Consider the following 15,425-nt stretch of genomic DNA (forward strand, 5'->3'; position numbering starts at 1 on the left):
AAGTCCCTAGTCCCTAATTAGATACTAATTGAACCGTTCTAATCATATTCTTTTAATAAAAGGCAATTAAAGGGGTGTAAAGTAAGTTGACAAAAGTTAAGGTTAGTTTACGACCCATTGCAAGTAAGTTCAATTTACCTACTGTTTTGAAAACAACTATACTACCAGGTGACTCAATTGAAAGGTTATTCATTGCCACCCAGGTAGGAGAAATCTTTTACATAGGAGACGGAGTTATAAGGACTTTTTTAGATATTCGCCCGCGAATTATCAAATTAGGCACGTTTGAAGAAGGTGTCACTAGTAGCGGTTATGATGAACGCGGATTGCTAGGACTAGCGTTTCATCCACAATTTTATCAAAACGGTTTATTTTACCTTCATTATTCAGTAGCTGGCACTCAAGGTCCGGGTGCCCTTTCTGAACCTTTTAAACCTAATCCGTGTGATCCGAAAACTTTAAACTTAAAGTGGGTAAATAGAGATACTCAATATGATCATATTGATACGGTTGAGGAATGGATTTTACAATCACATAGTCAACCTCAAAAACGACGGACATTACTTAACATAAGAAGGCCCTTTTTTAATCATAACGGAGTCAATAGTTTAAATTTTTCACCTGAGAGTGGAAAACTTGTTTTTACAAATGGAGATGGTGGATCGGGTTATGATCCATTTAATTTAAGCCAGGATGATTTAGAAATAGCGGGTAAAATAATTGAAATTGATGTAAGTAAAAATACATTCATAAATAACCCTCCAGTAGTTACACGCTTTAATGAGTTTCCTTTATCTATACAAGAAACACTTACCGTAATTGCGAAAGGAGTTCGGAATATAACAGGTATTTCATTTCAAAGGTTTTATAATCAGTATATCAAATATGCTGGAAATGTCGGGCAGGATATTGTAGAGTCTATTTTTTCGTTTGTTCATTATAAACCCATACCGGTTACCGAACTTGTTCAAACGCATTTAATGAGATCCACTCCCAATCAAGATGGATTTATTAATTTTGGTTGGCGAGGATGGGAAGGAGAATTTCCTACTTCTTTTATAAGGCACTGTTCTGAGAATCCTACTTTGGATGAGAGAACAATGGCTTATTATAATGAAACAATAGAAACATCAGTGAGGCGCATACAGCCCCTAATTAGTTATTTTCATAAAGATTCCAGAGCAGATAAGTTTGGAGGAACCTCACTTACAGGAGTACAACCATATATGGGAACTACAATTCCTAGTTTAACTGGTAGTATCGTGTTTACTGATCTTGCTAAGAAAGAAGAATTTCAATCTCCAGTAAAGGGAGTGTTAGCTTTTACTAGAGCAGCTCTAGACGGGAAACGTAATGATTTTCATGTTATTGAAACCAATTATGATTTTGGTTCTCAAGCAGCTTATTATATGAGCTTGGGAACAAACGGAGATCAAACTAGATTATATTTAGGGGTTTATGGATCTATGAAAGTAACGGATTTTAACAAAGGTACTATTTTTGAAATTGTTCCATGATACGGTATAAACTCTTAGTCTAAAAATATATGGAATTCATACTTTTTCAAACGCACGACTTAGCGCCTCTTAAAAAACCTTCTATGGATAAACATCTATTGTATAGTGATTCCTAACAAGCAGAAAGTAAAACATAACCAATAAGTATTTGAATAAAAATAGAAAGTGGTGAATTAGGTCTCTTTAGGGGGGAATTTGATGAATCGCTTTAGAAGCTATTGGTATCAATGGATGATAGAGCAGGATGCGAATTTTGTTCATAAAAGAAAGGTGACGCCTGCAAGTAGGTTAGTCATTACAGCATTACTCGGTTCATTTGCTGCTATTTTTCAATCTGCGGGGAACTTAATCCCTGGAATCGGGTTATTTATTAGTCCTTTCGCGACGCTACCGATTTTTCTGGCTATTTGTTATTCTATTCGTGAGGGAGTACTTTCTTACATTCTTACTATTTTCCTATTATTCATTATTGAGCCAAGTGAACTAATTGTCTTTCCCTTTACTACAGGATTATTAGGTATAGCGTTAGGAGTATCCTTTTTACAATTCAAGAGGAGGATTTGGGTAATTTCCTTCTCAGCGATATGTCTACTTATAGGAATTATGATCATTCTCGATATATTCCGCTTTCCTGTACTTGGTCCTACTATTCATACGACTATGGATATAAAAGTTATTACATTAATATTTATACTGAGTTTTCTATACTGCTGGATCTATGCAGAGCTGTGTAGAATAATAATGAATAGAGTATATAAAGTATGGTCTTAACAATTGTATAAAATCTTTTTGAACGAATACACTTTCTCATATATTTTCAAAGATTGGAGATGTAAGCTATGTATAACGTTGAAATTAGAAGGTCTCATATATTTTCAAAGATTGGAGATGTAAGCTATGTATAACGTTGAAATTAGAAGGCCGAATTCGGATGATATAGATGAACTATACTTGTTTTTCCGTATAGTTATTACGAATACATATAAAAATGAAGGGTTATCCCAATTATTAGATGACATAGAAAATGAACTTAACACGAAAAAGCAATATTTGAAAAATGATTTTGATAGTAATGGAGAAAGTCGTTACTTTTTATTAGCAATAGATACAAGTAACGATAAAATCATTGGAACGATTGAAATCGGTCCAGCAAGTACATTGATTAATAGTTGTACAGACGGTGCACTTAAGGATTTGTATGAAATAGGAACTGTATTTATACTTCCGGAGTATCAAAGAAAAGGTATAGGGAGTTTACTACTAAATACAATGTATCTTACATTACTTAGCAGAGGAATAACCGAATGCTGTTTAGATAGCGGATACAAAAAAGCACAAAGTATATGGACAAAAAAGTTTGGAAAACCTAGTTATATGCTGAAGGATTATTGGGGCGAATCAAACGATCATATGATTTGGAGAAAAAGTTTACATGATATACCTATAATATTTGAATTATAAAATGAAATATCTCTCTTAACATAGCTTTTCTTACATACTTATGCTATTATTTATCTTTATAATAAAAGAGGACGTGAATGAACTTGATTAAAATTAATATTCCTGAAGCTGATGTTTCAATTACTGAACGTAACCAAGTTATTAAAGGAGACGAGCCATTAATTACTCCAATTAACGGTTTTATCGATTTCCACTTGTTCCCTAGAGATAAAGGCGGCATTTTTATGTTTTACAATATTAATGACGAACTTCTTTTCGTAGGTAAAGCTCGTAAAATTAGACAACGTATTAAAAAGCATTTTGAAGATAATGTTTCACCAATCAAAAATAATCGTGATGAAGTATACCGTATCGATGCATGTATCGTAGAAGATCCAACTGAAAGAGAAATTTACGAAACATACATCATTAATAAGTACAAAGCGAAATATAACGTTGATAAAGTGTTTTATAAATAAGTAAAAAAAACAATCCTAGCACATATACTAGGATTGTTTTTTTGTGTTTCATTCTTCATTTCTTTCTCCTTTTTTAAAATGATTAGCAGCAATTAAACAGAAAAGCCCTATAAATAAAATTATAATTCCAAGCGTTTTATGCTTTCCTTCAAAAAAAGGAATATCTGAAATAACATTTGTCATACATAACCCTATAAACACAAGGATAGGTCCTGCCCACAGTAATACATTGCCGAATTTCGTATGTTGCCACATAGTAACCCTCCTTACTCCTTTTTACATATATATCCATGAAATAAAAGTAAATTCATAGAGAAAAATAGTTTTTTTCATATCGAAAATTGAACCTTCATATATTGGTACAAGCAAACGAGAAAGGGGACCATCATGAATTGGTTAGAAGCTTTTATATTAGGGATAATACAAGGTTTAACAGAGTTTTTGCCGATTAGTAGTACAGGACATCTTTATTTAGGAAGGCATTTGTTTCAATTAGATGAAGCTGGATTATTTTTAGATACGATGCTGCATATCGGGACTTTGCTTGCAGTGTTTATTTATTACAAAAAAGAATTTATATACTTAATTAAAAATCCATTTTCAAAACTAATGTTATTACTTATTGTTGGGACGATACCTGCAGTTGTAATCGGATTGTTATTTAAAGACTTCTTTGAAGATATTTCAAAAACAGGTATTACCATTGGATGGGAGTTTTTAGTGACAGGTTTCTTTCTCTATATGGCCGATAAACAAAAAAATGGTCGTAAAAAAATGGATGACATTACATATAAAGATGCATTTATCATCGGTTCATTTCAAGCGGCTGCTATTTTTCCGGCAATTTCCCGTTCTGGTATGACAATCGTGGCTGCATTATGGAGGAAGCTAGACCGTGAAACGGCTGCTTACTTTTCTTTTTTATTATCAACTCCAGCCATTGTTGGAGCTATCATTTTGCAATTTGTAGATGTTTATCAAGGGAAAGCAGAATCTATTTCTAGTACATCTTTAATTGTCGGCACGTTATCAGCAGCGTTTTTTGGTTACATAGCTGTTTCATGGATGATTCAATATTTAAAACGTCACTCCTTAAAAGTATTCGCGTATTACGTATGGGGATTAGGTATTTTAATTTTAACGTTGCAATTTACTCATGTGTTTTAATTTCGTAATTCTTCGTTTAGATCCTGTTTCATTCATACAAGGCAGGATCTTTTTTCATTAAGGGGGAAAATATGTTTAATAAGGCTATCGTTATTGGCGGAAGTATAGCAGGAAAACTCGCAGCAAAAGCATTATCAACTTCTTTTAAAGAAGTAATCATTATAGAAGTCGGTGAAAGATGGGATGGAAAAGCTTTGAGAAAAAGAGTTCCACAAAGTAATCATCCTCATGTGTTATTAAAAGGCGGAGAAAATACAATCGAGGAATTGTTTCCTACTATTACTAATGAATTAATAGAAGCAGGCAGCATCGTAAATAACTTTACTCGTGATATAAAATGGCATCAATTTGGTTTATGGAAACAGCCATTCATAGGAGAAGTGCATATGATTCAACAAAGTAGGCTTTTGATTGAATGGCATATTCAAAAACGAATACATCAAATTTCAAATATTACAACTCAGTTTGGAACATTGGTTGAAGGGTTATTAGTAGATGGAAAGCTTAACAAAGTATGTGGAGTAAAAGCTAAGTGTTTAGAGACTGGCATGCAAGAAGAAATTCAAGCAGATATTGTTGTTGATGCGAGTGGATTCGGTTCAAAAAGTATAGCGTGGTTACGTGAATACAATATCGAAGTGCAAGAAGAGAAAGTGCGTATCGATTTATTCTACGCAACTAAAATGTTTAAACTCAAAGAAAATGAGAAATTAGACTGCTGTAATATGCTAATGTCTCCAAGTTTCCCGGACAATCCGTATGGTGTACTTATTCAAACGATTGAGAATAATCGTTATTTTGTTACTTTCAGTGGATACGCAAATGAGAAAGCACCACAAACAGATGATGAGTTTTATGATTTCGCTGAAAATCTATCAATCCCTAACGTGACAGATTTTCTAAACAAAGCGGAGGCAATTTCAGATATCAAAACGTACAAAATTCCTTATCAAGTACGTCGGCGATTTGATTTAGTTAATCATTTACCAGAAGGCTTGTTAGTAGTCGGAGATGCACAATGTCGTTTTGATCCCGTTTTCGGGCAAGGAGTTTCAGTTGCGGCTATGGAAGCTCACCGATTGCAGTTGCTTTTACAACGGAGACAAAGGCTTGATAAAGCATTTACACAGCAGTTTTATAAAGAAACTGCTAATATCATACAAACTCCTTGGGAAATGACTACAACGGAAATATCACGTCATCCTCAGCTAAAAAGAAAATTAACGATAAAGCAAAAATTTCAGCTATGGTATACGAAACAAATATATCAACTATCTGCAAGTGACTCTGACGTTTATATTCGATTAGTAAGAGTGATGAATTTAATTCGTAGTCCATTTCACCTATTTCATCCGAAAGTGCTACTCGCTGTATTACTGATGCGAAAGAAATAGCAGGAAAATTATCGGTTAAAAAAGAATGTATAACAGTTAGTAAATCAAGAAGGGGTAAACGGGATGAAAATATACATAGAACAATTAAAGAATCAAGACGCTGAAGATTTATTTAACTTTGAACTAACGAACAAATCATTTTTTGAAACAATGGTACCAAGTCGTGGCTCTAATTATTACGTGTATGAATACTTTCAAAAGCAACTTGACGAACTATTAAAAGAACAAACTGAGGGGATTTCTTATTTTCATCTCATACGTAATACAGAAAAAGAAATTGTAGGACGTATCAATTTAGTTGATGTAGATAAGGAAAAACGAATTGGGTCGTTAGGCTACCGAGTTGGAGAGAAGTTTACTAAAAAAGGAGTTGCAGCAGCATCTGTAAAATTGATTTTGGCTCAAGCAAGAGTCTATGAAATTAATGAAATACATGCTATGACAACAACAAATAACATAGCTTCACAAATTGTATTAGAAAAGAACGGATTTTCTCGTGAAAAGGAAGCGGAGACAACTACTGTAGATTTAAACGGGGAAAACGTAAATTTCGTACATTATATTTGGAGGACCGCTAAGGGTTAAAGATAATAGGGAGGGACATGTACATGAAGGATTTACGTTATCCAATAGGTCATTTTACTTATGTAGGAACTATTACAGAAGAAATAATTGATAAATGGATTCAAGAAATTGAGGATTTACCTAATGAACTAGCAAGAGCGATAAAAAATTTAGATCAGAAGCAGTTAGATACACCGTATCGCGTCGGTGGATGGACTGTTCGTCAAGTTGTTCATCATGTTGTTGATAGTCATATGAATAGCTATATACGCTTTAAATTAGCACTGACAGAAAAGAATCCAACTATTAAACCGTACAAAGAAGAAAAATGGGCAGAGCTACCTGACTCAAAATTACCAGTAGATGTTTCACTTGTAATGCTAGATTCATTACATAAAAGATGGGTTAACTTATTATATTCTTTAGAACCAGCAGATTTAGAAAAGACATTTAATCATCCTGAATCAGGAGAAACAAAACTTGCTGCTGCAATTGGACTATATGCATGGCACGGTCGTCATCATACAGCTCATATTACTTCTTTAAGAGAGCGTTTAAATTGGTAACATTAGAGAAGGCGACAGAAATTGATGCAGAGATTATATTTCAAATGCAAGTAGAATCATTTAGTTCATTATTAGAAAAGTATAAGGACTATGAAACAAGTCCGGCAAATGAACTTATTGAAAAAACAATTTCAAGAATAAATAATCTGGACGGTGGATTTTATAAAATTTTCGTAAACATGAATCTTGTCGGGGCGATATGTATATCACGTAAAGAAGGGGCATCTAAATTTTGGATCAGCCCGATGTTTATTATTCCAAACTATCAAGGGAACGGAATTGCTCAAAAAGTATTAATTTTAATCGAGGAGATGTTTCCGGAAATAACGACTTTGGAGCTTGCTACAATTTTAGAGGAAGAGCGAAATTGCTTTCTATACGAAAAGATGGGATATATAAGAACGGAATTTAAAAAGAAATTAAATGATAAAGCAACTTTAATTTATTATAAAAAAGAAAGGTAAAGCACATTTTAAATGCTTTACCTTTTTGTACTGTTTTAGATTAAATATACAATTTAAATGTATATTTTTCCAAAAAGTCCGGGTTAGTAATTTTGAATTCGAATAAATATACAAAAATGAACTATTTCGTCGTATATGTTACTAACGCTTTTTGAATGCTTAAAATACTATCGTCACCTTTAAATTCTTTCGTAATTGGATCATCCATACTAGATACCCAAATTTTAAGCTCTGCATCTAAATCAAAATGCCCAGCTGTTTCAATGCTAAATTGTGTAATGCTTTTATAAGGAATAGAATGATACTCTGTTTTTTTACCTGATATTCCTTGTTTATCTACTGAAATAAGACGACGATTTGTAAATACGATTAAATCACGAATTAATTTATAAGCATGCTCAACTTTTTCATCATCTAGCATAATCTTTTCTAAATCACGTTCAACGCTTTCTGTACTCGCACTTGATGCATTTCCTAAAATACCACTAAATAAACCCATATGAAATTCCTCCTTTATAATATGTGGAATGAGTTTCTTATATTGTACCATGCGAATGACTAATAGATTATGACATTGCTTCAATAGTTTTTTGTTATTATTGCAACCAATTTATATAACCTCATCCTAAAATCTTGTGCTAACATATAATTAAGAAAACAGAAGCAGAGGGATATAGCATGAAAAATATCGGTTTAGTATTAGAAGGCGGCGGAATGAAAGGGTTATATACTGCAGGAGTACTCGAATATTTTATGGAAAGGGACTTATTCTTTCCGTATGTAGTCGGTGTATCCGCTGGAGCGTGTATGGGAGCAACATATTTGTCGCGTCAAAAAGGAAGAAATAAGAAAGTAAATACAGAGCTAGTAGCAGATCACAGGTATATATCTTATCGAAACTTAATTCAAAAACGTGAATTATTTGGAATGGATTTTTTATTTGATGAAGTACCAAACAAAATTGTGCCGTTTGATTTTCAAACTTTCCTAAATTCAAATGAACAGTTTGTAATCGGAACGACTGATTGCGAATCAGGACAGGCAGTTTATTATAATAAAACAGAACATGGAAATGATATTTTAAAAATTATTCGTGCATCAAGCTCTGTGCCGTTTATAGCACCTGCTGTAGAATATGATAATCGAAAATTGTTAGATGGAGGGATTATAGATCCTATTCCAGTTTTTAAAGCGCAAAATGATGGTTATTTAAAAAACGTTGTTATAATGACAAAGCCAGAAGGATACGAGAAGCAGCGTAATAAATTTTCTGGACTAGCTAAAATTTTATATAGAAGATATCCAAAAATCGCAGAGCATTTAGTAGAACATTATCGTTTTTATAATGAAACTGTATCTTATATGAATCACAACGAACAAAAAGATAATTTTTACGTAATTCAGCCAAGCGCACAGCTTCCTATAAGCGGAATAGAAAGAAATAAAGAAAAGCTCGTTAATTTATATAATCTTGGGTATAAGGATGCTCATAATCATTATGAAAATTTATTGAATTGGATGGAGAAATAAAGGGGTGGGACGTTGATATTAGGAAAAAAGGTTATTTTTAATGAATTGCAGAAAATGCATAGTCCTCTGCATAAACCGTTTCCGTATCGTGCTACAGGAAAATTGCAGCGAGACTTAAAAAGTAAATTTACAGAAGATGACGTGATAAATGCTGATTTTAATTATTATTGGATGCATACAGCAGCAACTTTAAATTCTGTACTAAATGAAAACGAAGAGAATATTACGTTTCAGCAAATTAAGTGGCTAAGGAAATCGTTTTATAGAAACAGAAATTGTGAAGTATCCCATTTTGTATAGAGATTTCATGAATTATGACAAGGCCCGGAAACTATTACTTTACTATCTTACTGAATAAAGACGAAGACGCACAGGTTAAATAGCTTGTGCGTTTTTTTAGTTCATAAAATATACAATATTATCAACTTGTTTATATAGGAATTCTAATGAGAAGAAAGAACTATATATAGAATGATGTAAGGGAGGGAGAATAAGTTTAGTAGCCGTTTTCCTTTAAGTTATTGTCCAACTTGAATATAGTTATTTATGTTAAAATATTTCGAGTGAAATCAAGTTCTTAACGATTTTATCAAACATTAAACAAAATAAATTAGAAACGCAGAAGGGACAGCACTAACATGGAAAACGTGTCAAATATAGATAAATTGGAATCAATAAAATCTTTACAATCGACAATTCGTAAACTTGAAAATGCTTTTTCACAGATGACTCAAAAAGGAGCAAATACTACCTTAGTGAAAAAAAGGCTTAAAGCCGTTTGCATAGGGCTAGCAGTGTTAGAGAACGTGTGGAATCAAGAAAGTCATCGGTATAGCCAAGAAGAGTTAGAAGAAGCTCGTAATGTTCTTGCTGGTTTGCTTCCATCAATTGAGAGAGCCTATGATAAGTCTAAAGATGGTAGTCCTCAAAGAACGCTTTTAACAAGACGGATAAAAGCGTTGGAGCTTTCTATTCAGGCAATTGATAAACTTTCTAATAAATAACTCATCTAAATAAATAACATCCTAATCCTAAATTTTATAAAAGCAATCTAGTGAAAAGAAATTCAAAGGAGGAAGATGGATGACTTCAATAATTAGTCCAAAGTTAGAGGAACTGAATAATCAATTAAAAAAGGGAAACGAGAAAGCTTTTTATACTTTTTTGTATGAAATAAAGTCAAATAATACGCCATTAATAGAACAGTGTCCAGTAGATAATCGGTATAAGCTTATAACGTATATTTGGCTAGGGGATCAAATAACTGAAAACGTCTATGTATTCGGTAGTTTTCCTGGTTGGGATCTGTCTGTAAATCAATTGCAAAGGTTGTTACATACAGATATTTGGTATCGAACGTTTAGAACGGATAAGCGTTTTATTTCAACTTACTATTTTTCAGTAAATGATTTTTTCGAAAATGATTGGATAAAGCGTAGTGAGCAGTACCGACTAGACCGATTTAATGGAAATGTATTTGGAGAAGATGCCAATAAAGCATCCGTGTTAGAAATAGATATGAAAGTGCCGTATGATAGTCGATTTTCTTCTAATCATTATCCATCTGGAGAAATTGAAACATATTCTTTCTATAGTTCAACTTTAAATAATACACGTAAGATTCATATTTATACTCCTCATAATTATTCTCAAACTTCACACCTTCATGAACTTCTCATTGTATTTGATGGGAATTCTTTTATTAAAGACCTTTCAATCACAAGAACACTCAATTATTTAATTTAAAAAAAAGAAATTCCGTCTTGTATAGCTGTTGCTATAGATCCTGTTGATCGGCTAGAAGAGCTAACCTATAACGATAAAATGAATACATTTTTAACGGAGGAATTACTTCCGTGGATTCAAGCTAAGTATCACGTATATCAAGAAGAGAGGAATACAACAATTGCCGGTTTCAGTCTCGGTGGCTTAGCAGCTTTTTATGCAGCTCTTCAAAATCCACATATTTTCGGGAATGTGTTGTCAATGTCTGGATCCGTACATTGGAAAAAGGATGGCTTTGAAAATAAAATTCCGTGGATTGAAAATCAAATTACATCTATAAATCCTAATACGTCTCAACCTCATTTTTATTTGGCAGCAGGACAACTTGAAAACGAACCTCTTTTAACGGCTAATAAGCGCTTATATAGAGCTTTAAAAGATAAGGGATACCAAATGACTTATGAAGAGTTTCAAGGCGGTCATGACAGTGTTTGGTGGCGAGAAAAGTTGTTTGATGGATTGAGAGCATTAAAACATACAAAAACCACACTATAAAATAAAAAGGAGAGAGAATCTATGAATCAAGATGAGCTAGATAAAAAACTTAAAAAACAAGAAATTTTAGTTAAAGATGAAAAAGTTTGGTCGTTCACGTATGAGGATCATATTAGTTCTATCGTTAAACAGGCAGAAAAGACAGGAGCGTTTAATGATTTACCTGGGAAAGGGAAACCTCTTAATCTTGATAAAGATCTTTCGTATAATCCTGACAAGCAACTTTATAGAACTTTGAAAAATAATCATGTTTTGCCTAGGTGGATTGAACTTTCAAAGGAAATAGATCATCTAAAAGAAAATTTAAAAGAACTAACGGATAATGCAGAAGCAGCTATGTTAATTACAACTATTAATAAAAAGGTCTCAGAACATAATTTACTTTGTCCGCCAAGTGCGCAAAAAATGAGGGTTAAAACGGATTTTTAGCTTTTTTAATGAAACCATCTTTTGCAATATAATTGAGGTAGGCATTTATTATTTATCTTTAAAGGGAGGCAGAAGAAATGAAGAATACGTATCAGCTTCAATTACCGAAAGAACTAGAGCAGTATCGAAGTATTTTAGAAGAAAGTGTGAAACCGTATATTAAAGTGTCTGGAACGCAAGCAGAAACAACTCTTTTTGAAAGTAAGTTTGGTGGCTATCCGTATGTACCTATAAATCAAGAGCATCCTAAAGACTCGAACGGACAACCTATGATGCTACTTGCGCAGTTAAACTTTGAAGAAATGCCGCATATTGACACTATGCCTCAAAAGGGACTATTACAATTTTTCGTAAGTGCTGATGATGAACTTTTTGGAATAGATTTTGACCATCCAACTAGCCAAAAAGACTTTCGAATTATTTATCATTCTACAATAACGGAAGATTTAACTAAGGTTATTACTGATTTTAGTTATTTAAACACTTTAGATTTAGAGCATTTTATCATACCTGAAGCAGCTAAACTAAAGTTTGAATTGGATTATCAACCAGTAACATCAAGAGATTATCGATTTGAAAAAATTTTTAAGGAAAACATTGATTGGGAAGAAATTGTTGATGAAGAAAATAAAACAAAATTAGGCGAACTGTATGATGATCTATACGAAGATCAAGGGCATAAAATTGGCGGTTATCCATTTTTCACACAGACAGATCCGAGGGAATGGGAAGAAAAATACCAACAACACGATATATTATTGTTACAAATCGATACAGATGATTCATTAAATATTATGTGGGGAGATTCTGGTGTTGCTAATTTCTTTACACGTAAGGAAGATTTATTAAACCTAGATTTTTCCAATGTTATTTACAATTGGGATTGTTACTAAAAATAGATAAATGGATTACTAGCTAGCAAAAGAAATCTTCCTGAAGGTGAGGAGGATTTTTTTACGTTAAAAATAAACGTTATGTTAACTAGAATGAAGAATCCAATGAAAGTCAAGCGTAAATAAAAGAAATAACAATAAAAATATAAAATAATAAAACATATATAATTAGCAATAAATCTATAAAGCAAAACATAAAATGAAATTTATCATTTGTATAGAAAAATTTATTTCGCATAAAAAAATTCCGTGCTAATCAAAATTATTTTTGGCTCGTTAAACGATAATCAATCGATTAAGATTTGCTGTGATTAATTTATAGCAAAATAAACGATAAAAACTGTAGAAATTCATTTAGATAAGATTTTATGTGAATCTCATTAAAAATACCCGTTTCGTCTCATTAAGTATAGTTTACTTGGTTTTTGATACAGGTAAACACTTACTCTATGCAACTTCGTATAATATATATTATGTTAACTAGTAAAAAGTAATAAACTTATTATATGTTAGTTGTGGTTGTTAGTCTCCCCTTTTTAATTGGGTTCATACTGTGTTGTAGATTTTGTGGTTATTTGTTTTTTAAGTTATTTATGTTGTGTTATTGATAAGAATGTTTCCGTGTATAATTTATATTTTAGTTAATAAAAAACGCAATTCGTTTAAAGTGAACGAATTGCGTTGATATGATTAAGAATAAGTTTTTAAAATTAGTTTGCTACAGCAATTGCTTCGATTTCGATTAATAATTTATTGTTAATCAATTTGTTAACTTCTACAGCTGAACTTGCTGGTGGATTCTTAGTATCAATGTATTGATCTCGAACATCTCTAACAATGGCCATTTGAGAAATATCTGTTAAGAAAAATGTTAATTTTACTACATCATTAAATTTTAGTTCCGAAGTTTCTAATGCGCTTTTAATATTTTCGAATACTTGTCGCGTTTGTGTAGCTAAATCATCAATGCCAACTATTTGACCATCAGTATTGATCGCTACTTGTCCAGATATGTAAATTGTTCGTTTAGCGTTACTAACTTCAACTACATGTGAGTATCCAAAGGTTGCTGGCATTGTTTCTGGATTGATAAATTTCTTTTGCAATGTACTTCTCTCCTTTTGATATCATATTTTATGTATATCTTAATTCTAATTAGTTCCTGAACTATTATCTGTTCACAAATGATCTATTTTGTTGTATTCACTTATTTTCCATTGCTCTTGATGGTAATAGATGCTACTGATACAAGCAGTAAAAAGTTTTGTTTTTCCTGAGCCTATTTTATTATTGGATATAAGAGCAAGAATTGTGTTTATGACAGCGCTATGAGTAACTAAAATAACTTTACTATTTGGGTGTTGTTTCTGGATTATATTTAAACCGGTTATAATTCTTGTTTTTAGAAATCTTCTTGGTTCTTGATTTATATAATTACGATTTGGAAACATTTTCGTTCGCTCTTCTGTCGTTAATCCTGAAGCCATACCATAATCGCGTTCTATAAAATTATCCATTTCAATAAGATCTACTGGTATTAACATGTATGTATTTATGATTTCAGCTGTGTGCTTTGCTCTTGATAAAGGACTAGAAATAATAATGTCCCATTGTTTTTTACGTAAATACAAACCGCATTTTTCAGCTTGTTGTATACCATTTTTATTTAGCTTAATGTTCTCACGACCTTGGAGCTTTCCAATAGTATTCCACTCAGTTTCCCCGTGCCTAACTAAGCATATAACAGTCATACACGTATCCTCCTGCTACAATATGAAGTTAAATTCTATACATACAGTTTAAAGAATTATATATGTTTGATTTCCTCGAGAACTGCTTTTAATTACGTCTTGTTTTATTAATTCATTAGTTACTTTTGTATAGAAAAAGTGATACCACCATATAAAAAATTCTTCATAGGTTATTTCCATTGAGTATCTGCTGCTTACATAATATTCTTTAAGTATTTCCTTATTCGCAGTTATTAAATTCAAAGTTGTATATCGTGTGTTTCTATAAAGGCCAATTTGAACTTCTCCTAAATCTAAATACGTATTACCATACATTCCAAAGGCCTCTTTGTCTGTTTGTTCTTGTTCTAGAATCGCATAATAATATCTTTTATTGTTTCTCAAAGGCCGTTCTGTTTCTAAATAGTTTTCTTCAATGTTAATTATTTGTCCAAAATCTAATAACACACCACTATATAGTAAAAGACTATACGATTCTTTAGATAAATGATTAAATGTCTCGATTCTTTTAGACATAGCATCAATTTGATTAGAATACTTTTCAATTATGTTAAGTGCAGTTTTAATTAGAGGCTCACATAGGTTATACAGTTTTTCTCCTTCATTAGCTGTTATAACCATACATGTTGGATAGTAACTCCCTTTTATCTCATTCAATAAACCTTCTAGTTCTAATGCGTGCATTTGTTTTTCGAATTCCTTGTTAGTCCAATTTAGCTTCGTTTTTATAGTATTTGATTTTATGCCCAGATGGAGCATTACAAGTAAATATTGAAGGTTTGTTCCGCTTATTTTTAGAGTTGGATAATTGTCACCTGATGAAATCATTTTTGTCTCATAAGTTGTTTTAAGTATTTTATCCGGAGTATAATTAGCAAGCATTTTAAAATCCCTCCTTTTTTAGTAATTTAATTGTAAAATCTATGTATTTACTATGTTCTATAAATAAAA

18 protein-coding genes and 2 pseudogenes are annotated in these 15,425 nt (G+C 32.1%); 15 read left to right on the forward strand and 5 right to left on the reverse strand.

Translation table 11 applies throughout. The features are described 5' to 3' along the window. Positions 1-86: 86 nt before the first annotated feature. From ABH957_RS11640 to ABH957_RS11655, 4 genes are all read left to right on the forward strand, one after another. Positions 87-1,517 (forward strand): PQQ-dependent sugar dehydrogenase, encoded by a 1,431-nt coding sequence (locus ABH957_RS11640; RefSeq protein WP_404511262.1) that lies wholly within the window; start codon positions 87-89, stop codon positions 1,515-1,517. 198 nt (positions 1,518-1,715) lie between these two features. Continuing rightward, positions 1,716-2,288, forward strand: a complete 573-nt coding sequence (locus ABH957_RS11645; protein WP_002013264.1) for a YybS family protein — start codon at positions 1,716-1,718, stop codon at positions 2,286-2,288. Positions 2,289-2,414: 126 nt separating this feature from the next. Next, positions 2,415-2,978, forward strand: coding sequence for a GNAT family N-acetyltransferase (locus tag ABH957_RS11650; RefSeq protein ID WP_242311379.1), 564 nt, complete (start codon positions 2,415-2,417; stop codon positions 2,976-2,978). A 77-nt stretch (positions 2,979-3,055) separates the two neighbouring features. After that, positions 3,056-3,436, forward strand: coding sequence for a nucleotide excision repair endonuclease (locus ABH957_RS11655; protein WP_002013261.1), 381 nt, complete (start codon positions 3,056-3,058; stop codon positions 3,434-3,436). A 48-nt stretch (positions 3,437-3,484) separates the two neighbouring features. Here ABH957_RS11655 and ABH957_RS11660 read toward each other — a convergent pair whose 3' ends face one another. Next, positions 3,485-3,691, reverse strand: a complete 207-nt coding sequence (locus ABH957_RS11660) for a hypothetical protein (RefSeq protein ID WP_002136543.1) — start codon at positions 3,689-3,691, stop codon at positions 3,485-3,487. Between the two features lie 132 nt (positions 3,692-3,823). Here ABH957_RS11660 and ABH957_RS11665 point away from each other — a divergent pair, with 132 nt between their 5' ends. The 5 genes from ABH957_RS11665 (at position 3,824) to ABH957_RS11685 (ending at position 7,591) form a co-directional block, all read left to right on the forward strand. After that, a complete protein-coding gene (locus ABH957_RS11665; RefSeq protein ID WP_002065719.1) occupies positions 3,824-4,603 on the forward strand; it encodes an undecaprenyl-diphosphate phosphatase in 780 nt (259 codons plus the stop codon). Between the two features lie 71 nt (positions 4,604-4,674). Continuing rightward, positions 4,675-5,997 carry an NAD(P)-binding protein gene (locus tag ABH957_RS11670; RefSeq protein WP_404511264.1) on the forward strand — a complete coding sequence of 441 codons (1,323 nt, stop codon included), beginning with the start codon at positions 4,675-4,677 and terminating at the stop codon, positions 5,995-5,997. 63 nt (positions 5,998-6,060) lie between these two features. Then, complete coding sequence (locus ABH957_RS11675) at positions 6,061-6,582, forward strand: GNAT family N-acetyltransferase (RefSeq protein WP_404447778.1); 522 nt, start codon at positions 6,061-6,063, stop codon at positions 6,580-6,582. 23 nt (positions 6,583-6,605) lie between these two features. Next, positions 6,606-7,127 carry a YfiT family bacillithiol transferase gene (locus ABH957_RS11680; RefSeq protein WP_404511266.1) on the forward strand — a complete coding sequence of 174 codons (522 nt, stop codon included), beginning with the start codon at positions 6,606-6,608 and terminating at the stop codon, positions 7,125-7,127. After that, entirely contained in the window at positions 7,067-7,591 is a 525-nt protein-coding gene (locus ABH957_RS11685) for a GNAT family N-acetyltransferase (RefSeq protein ID WP_404453760.1), read from the forward strand. The genes ABH957_RS11680 and ABH957_RS11685 overlap by 61 nt, the downstream gene beginning before the upstream one ends. 121 nt (positions 7,592-7,712) lie before the next feature. Here the strand turns inward: ABH957_RS11685 and ABH957_RS11690 are convergent, their stop codons facing one another. Continuing rightward, on the reverse strand, positions 7,713-8,090 hold the full coding sequence (locus ABH957_RS11690) for a PH domain-containing protein (RefSeq protein WP_404511268.1): 378 nt from the start codon (positions 8,088-8,090) through the stop codon (positions 7,713-7,715). Between the two features lie 179 nt (positions 8,091-8,269). On the opposite strand from ABH957_RS11690, the gene ABH957_RS11695 reads away from it, so the two are divergent. From ABH957_RS11695 to ABH957_RS11720, 6 genes and pseudogenes are all read left to right on the forward strand, one after another. Continuing rightward, positions 8,270-9,121, forward strand: coding sequence for a patatin-like phospholipase family protein (locus ABH957_RS11695; RefSeq protein ID WP_242245601.1), 852 nt, complete (start codon positions 8,270-8,272; stop codon positions 9,119-9,121). Positions 9,122-9,133: 12 nt separating this feature from the next. Further along, a pseudogene (locus ABH957_RS11700) lies at positions 9,134-9,479 on the forward strand (YxiJ-like family protein). 280 nt (positions 9,480-9,759) lie between these two features. Next, the gene (locus ABH957_RS11705; RefSeq protein ID WP_404453757.1) at positions 9,760-10,125 is read left to right on the forward strand and encodes a hypothetical protein; all 366 of its coding nucleotides are present in this window, start codon (positions 9,760-9,762) and stop codon (positions 10,123-10,125) included. A gap of 79 nt (positions 10,126-10,204) precedes the next feature. Next, positions 10,205-11,401: pseudogene (locus ABH957_RS11710) on the forward strand (alpha/beta hydrolase-fold protein). Positions 11,402-11,422: 21 nt separating this feature from the next. Beyond that, the gene (locus ABH957_RS11715) at positions 11,423-11,830 is read left to right on the forward strand and encodes a DnaJ family domain-containing protein (protein ID WP_113936396.1); all 408 of its coding nucleotides are present in this window, start codon (positions 11,423-11,425) and stop codon (positions 11,828-11,830) included. A gap of 77 nt (positions 11,831-11,907) precedes the next feature. After that, complete coding sequence (locus ABH957_RS11720) at positions 11,908-12,723, forward strand: YwqG family protein (protein WP_113936395.1); 816 nt, start codon at positions 11,908-11,910, stop codon at positions 12,721-12,723. Positions 12,724-13,433: 710 nt separating this feature from the next. Here ABH957_RS11720 and ABH957_RS11725 read toward each other — a convergent pair. The 3 genes from ABH957_RS11725 to ABH957_RS11735 form a co-directional block, all read right to left on the reverse strand. After that, positions 13,434-13,829, reverse strand: a complete 396-nt coding sequence (locus tag ABH957_RS11725) for a RidA family protein (RefSeq protein WP_404511270.1) — start codon at positions 13,827-13,829, stop codon at positions 13,434-13,436. A 72-nt stretch (positions 13,830-13,901) separates the two neighbouring features. Next, on the reverse strand, positions 13,902-14,474 hold the full coding sequence (locus ABH957_RS11730) for a histidine phosphatase family protein (RefSeq protein ID WP_404511272.1): 573 nt from the start codon (positions 14,472-14,474) through the stop codon (positions 13,902-13,904). 48 nt (positions 14,475-14,522) lie between these two features. Then, positions 14,523-15,356 carry a hypothetical protein gene (locus tag ABH957_RS11735; protein WP_404511274.1) on the reverse strand — a complete coding sequence of 278 codons (834 nt, stop codon included), beginning with the start codon at positions 15,354-15,356 and terminating at the stop codon, positions 14,523-14,525. Between the last annotated feature and the right edge of the window lie 69 nt (positions 15,357-15,425).

The organism is Bacillus sp. RC242, from assembly GCF_044908245.1.
Lineage (GTDB): Bacteria > Bacillota > Bacilli > Bacillales > Bacillaceae_G > Bacillus_A > Bacillus_A mycoides.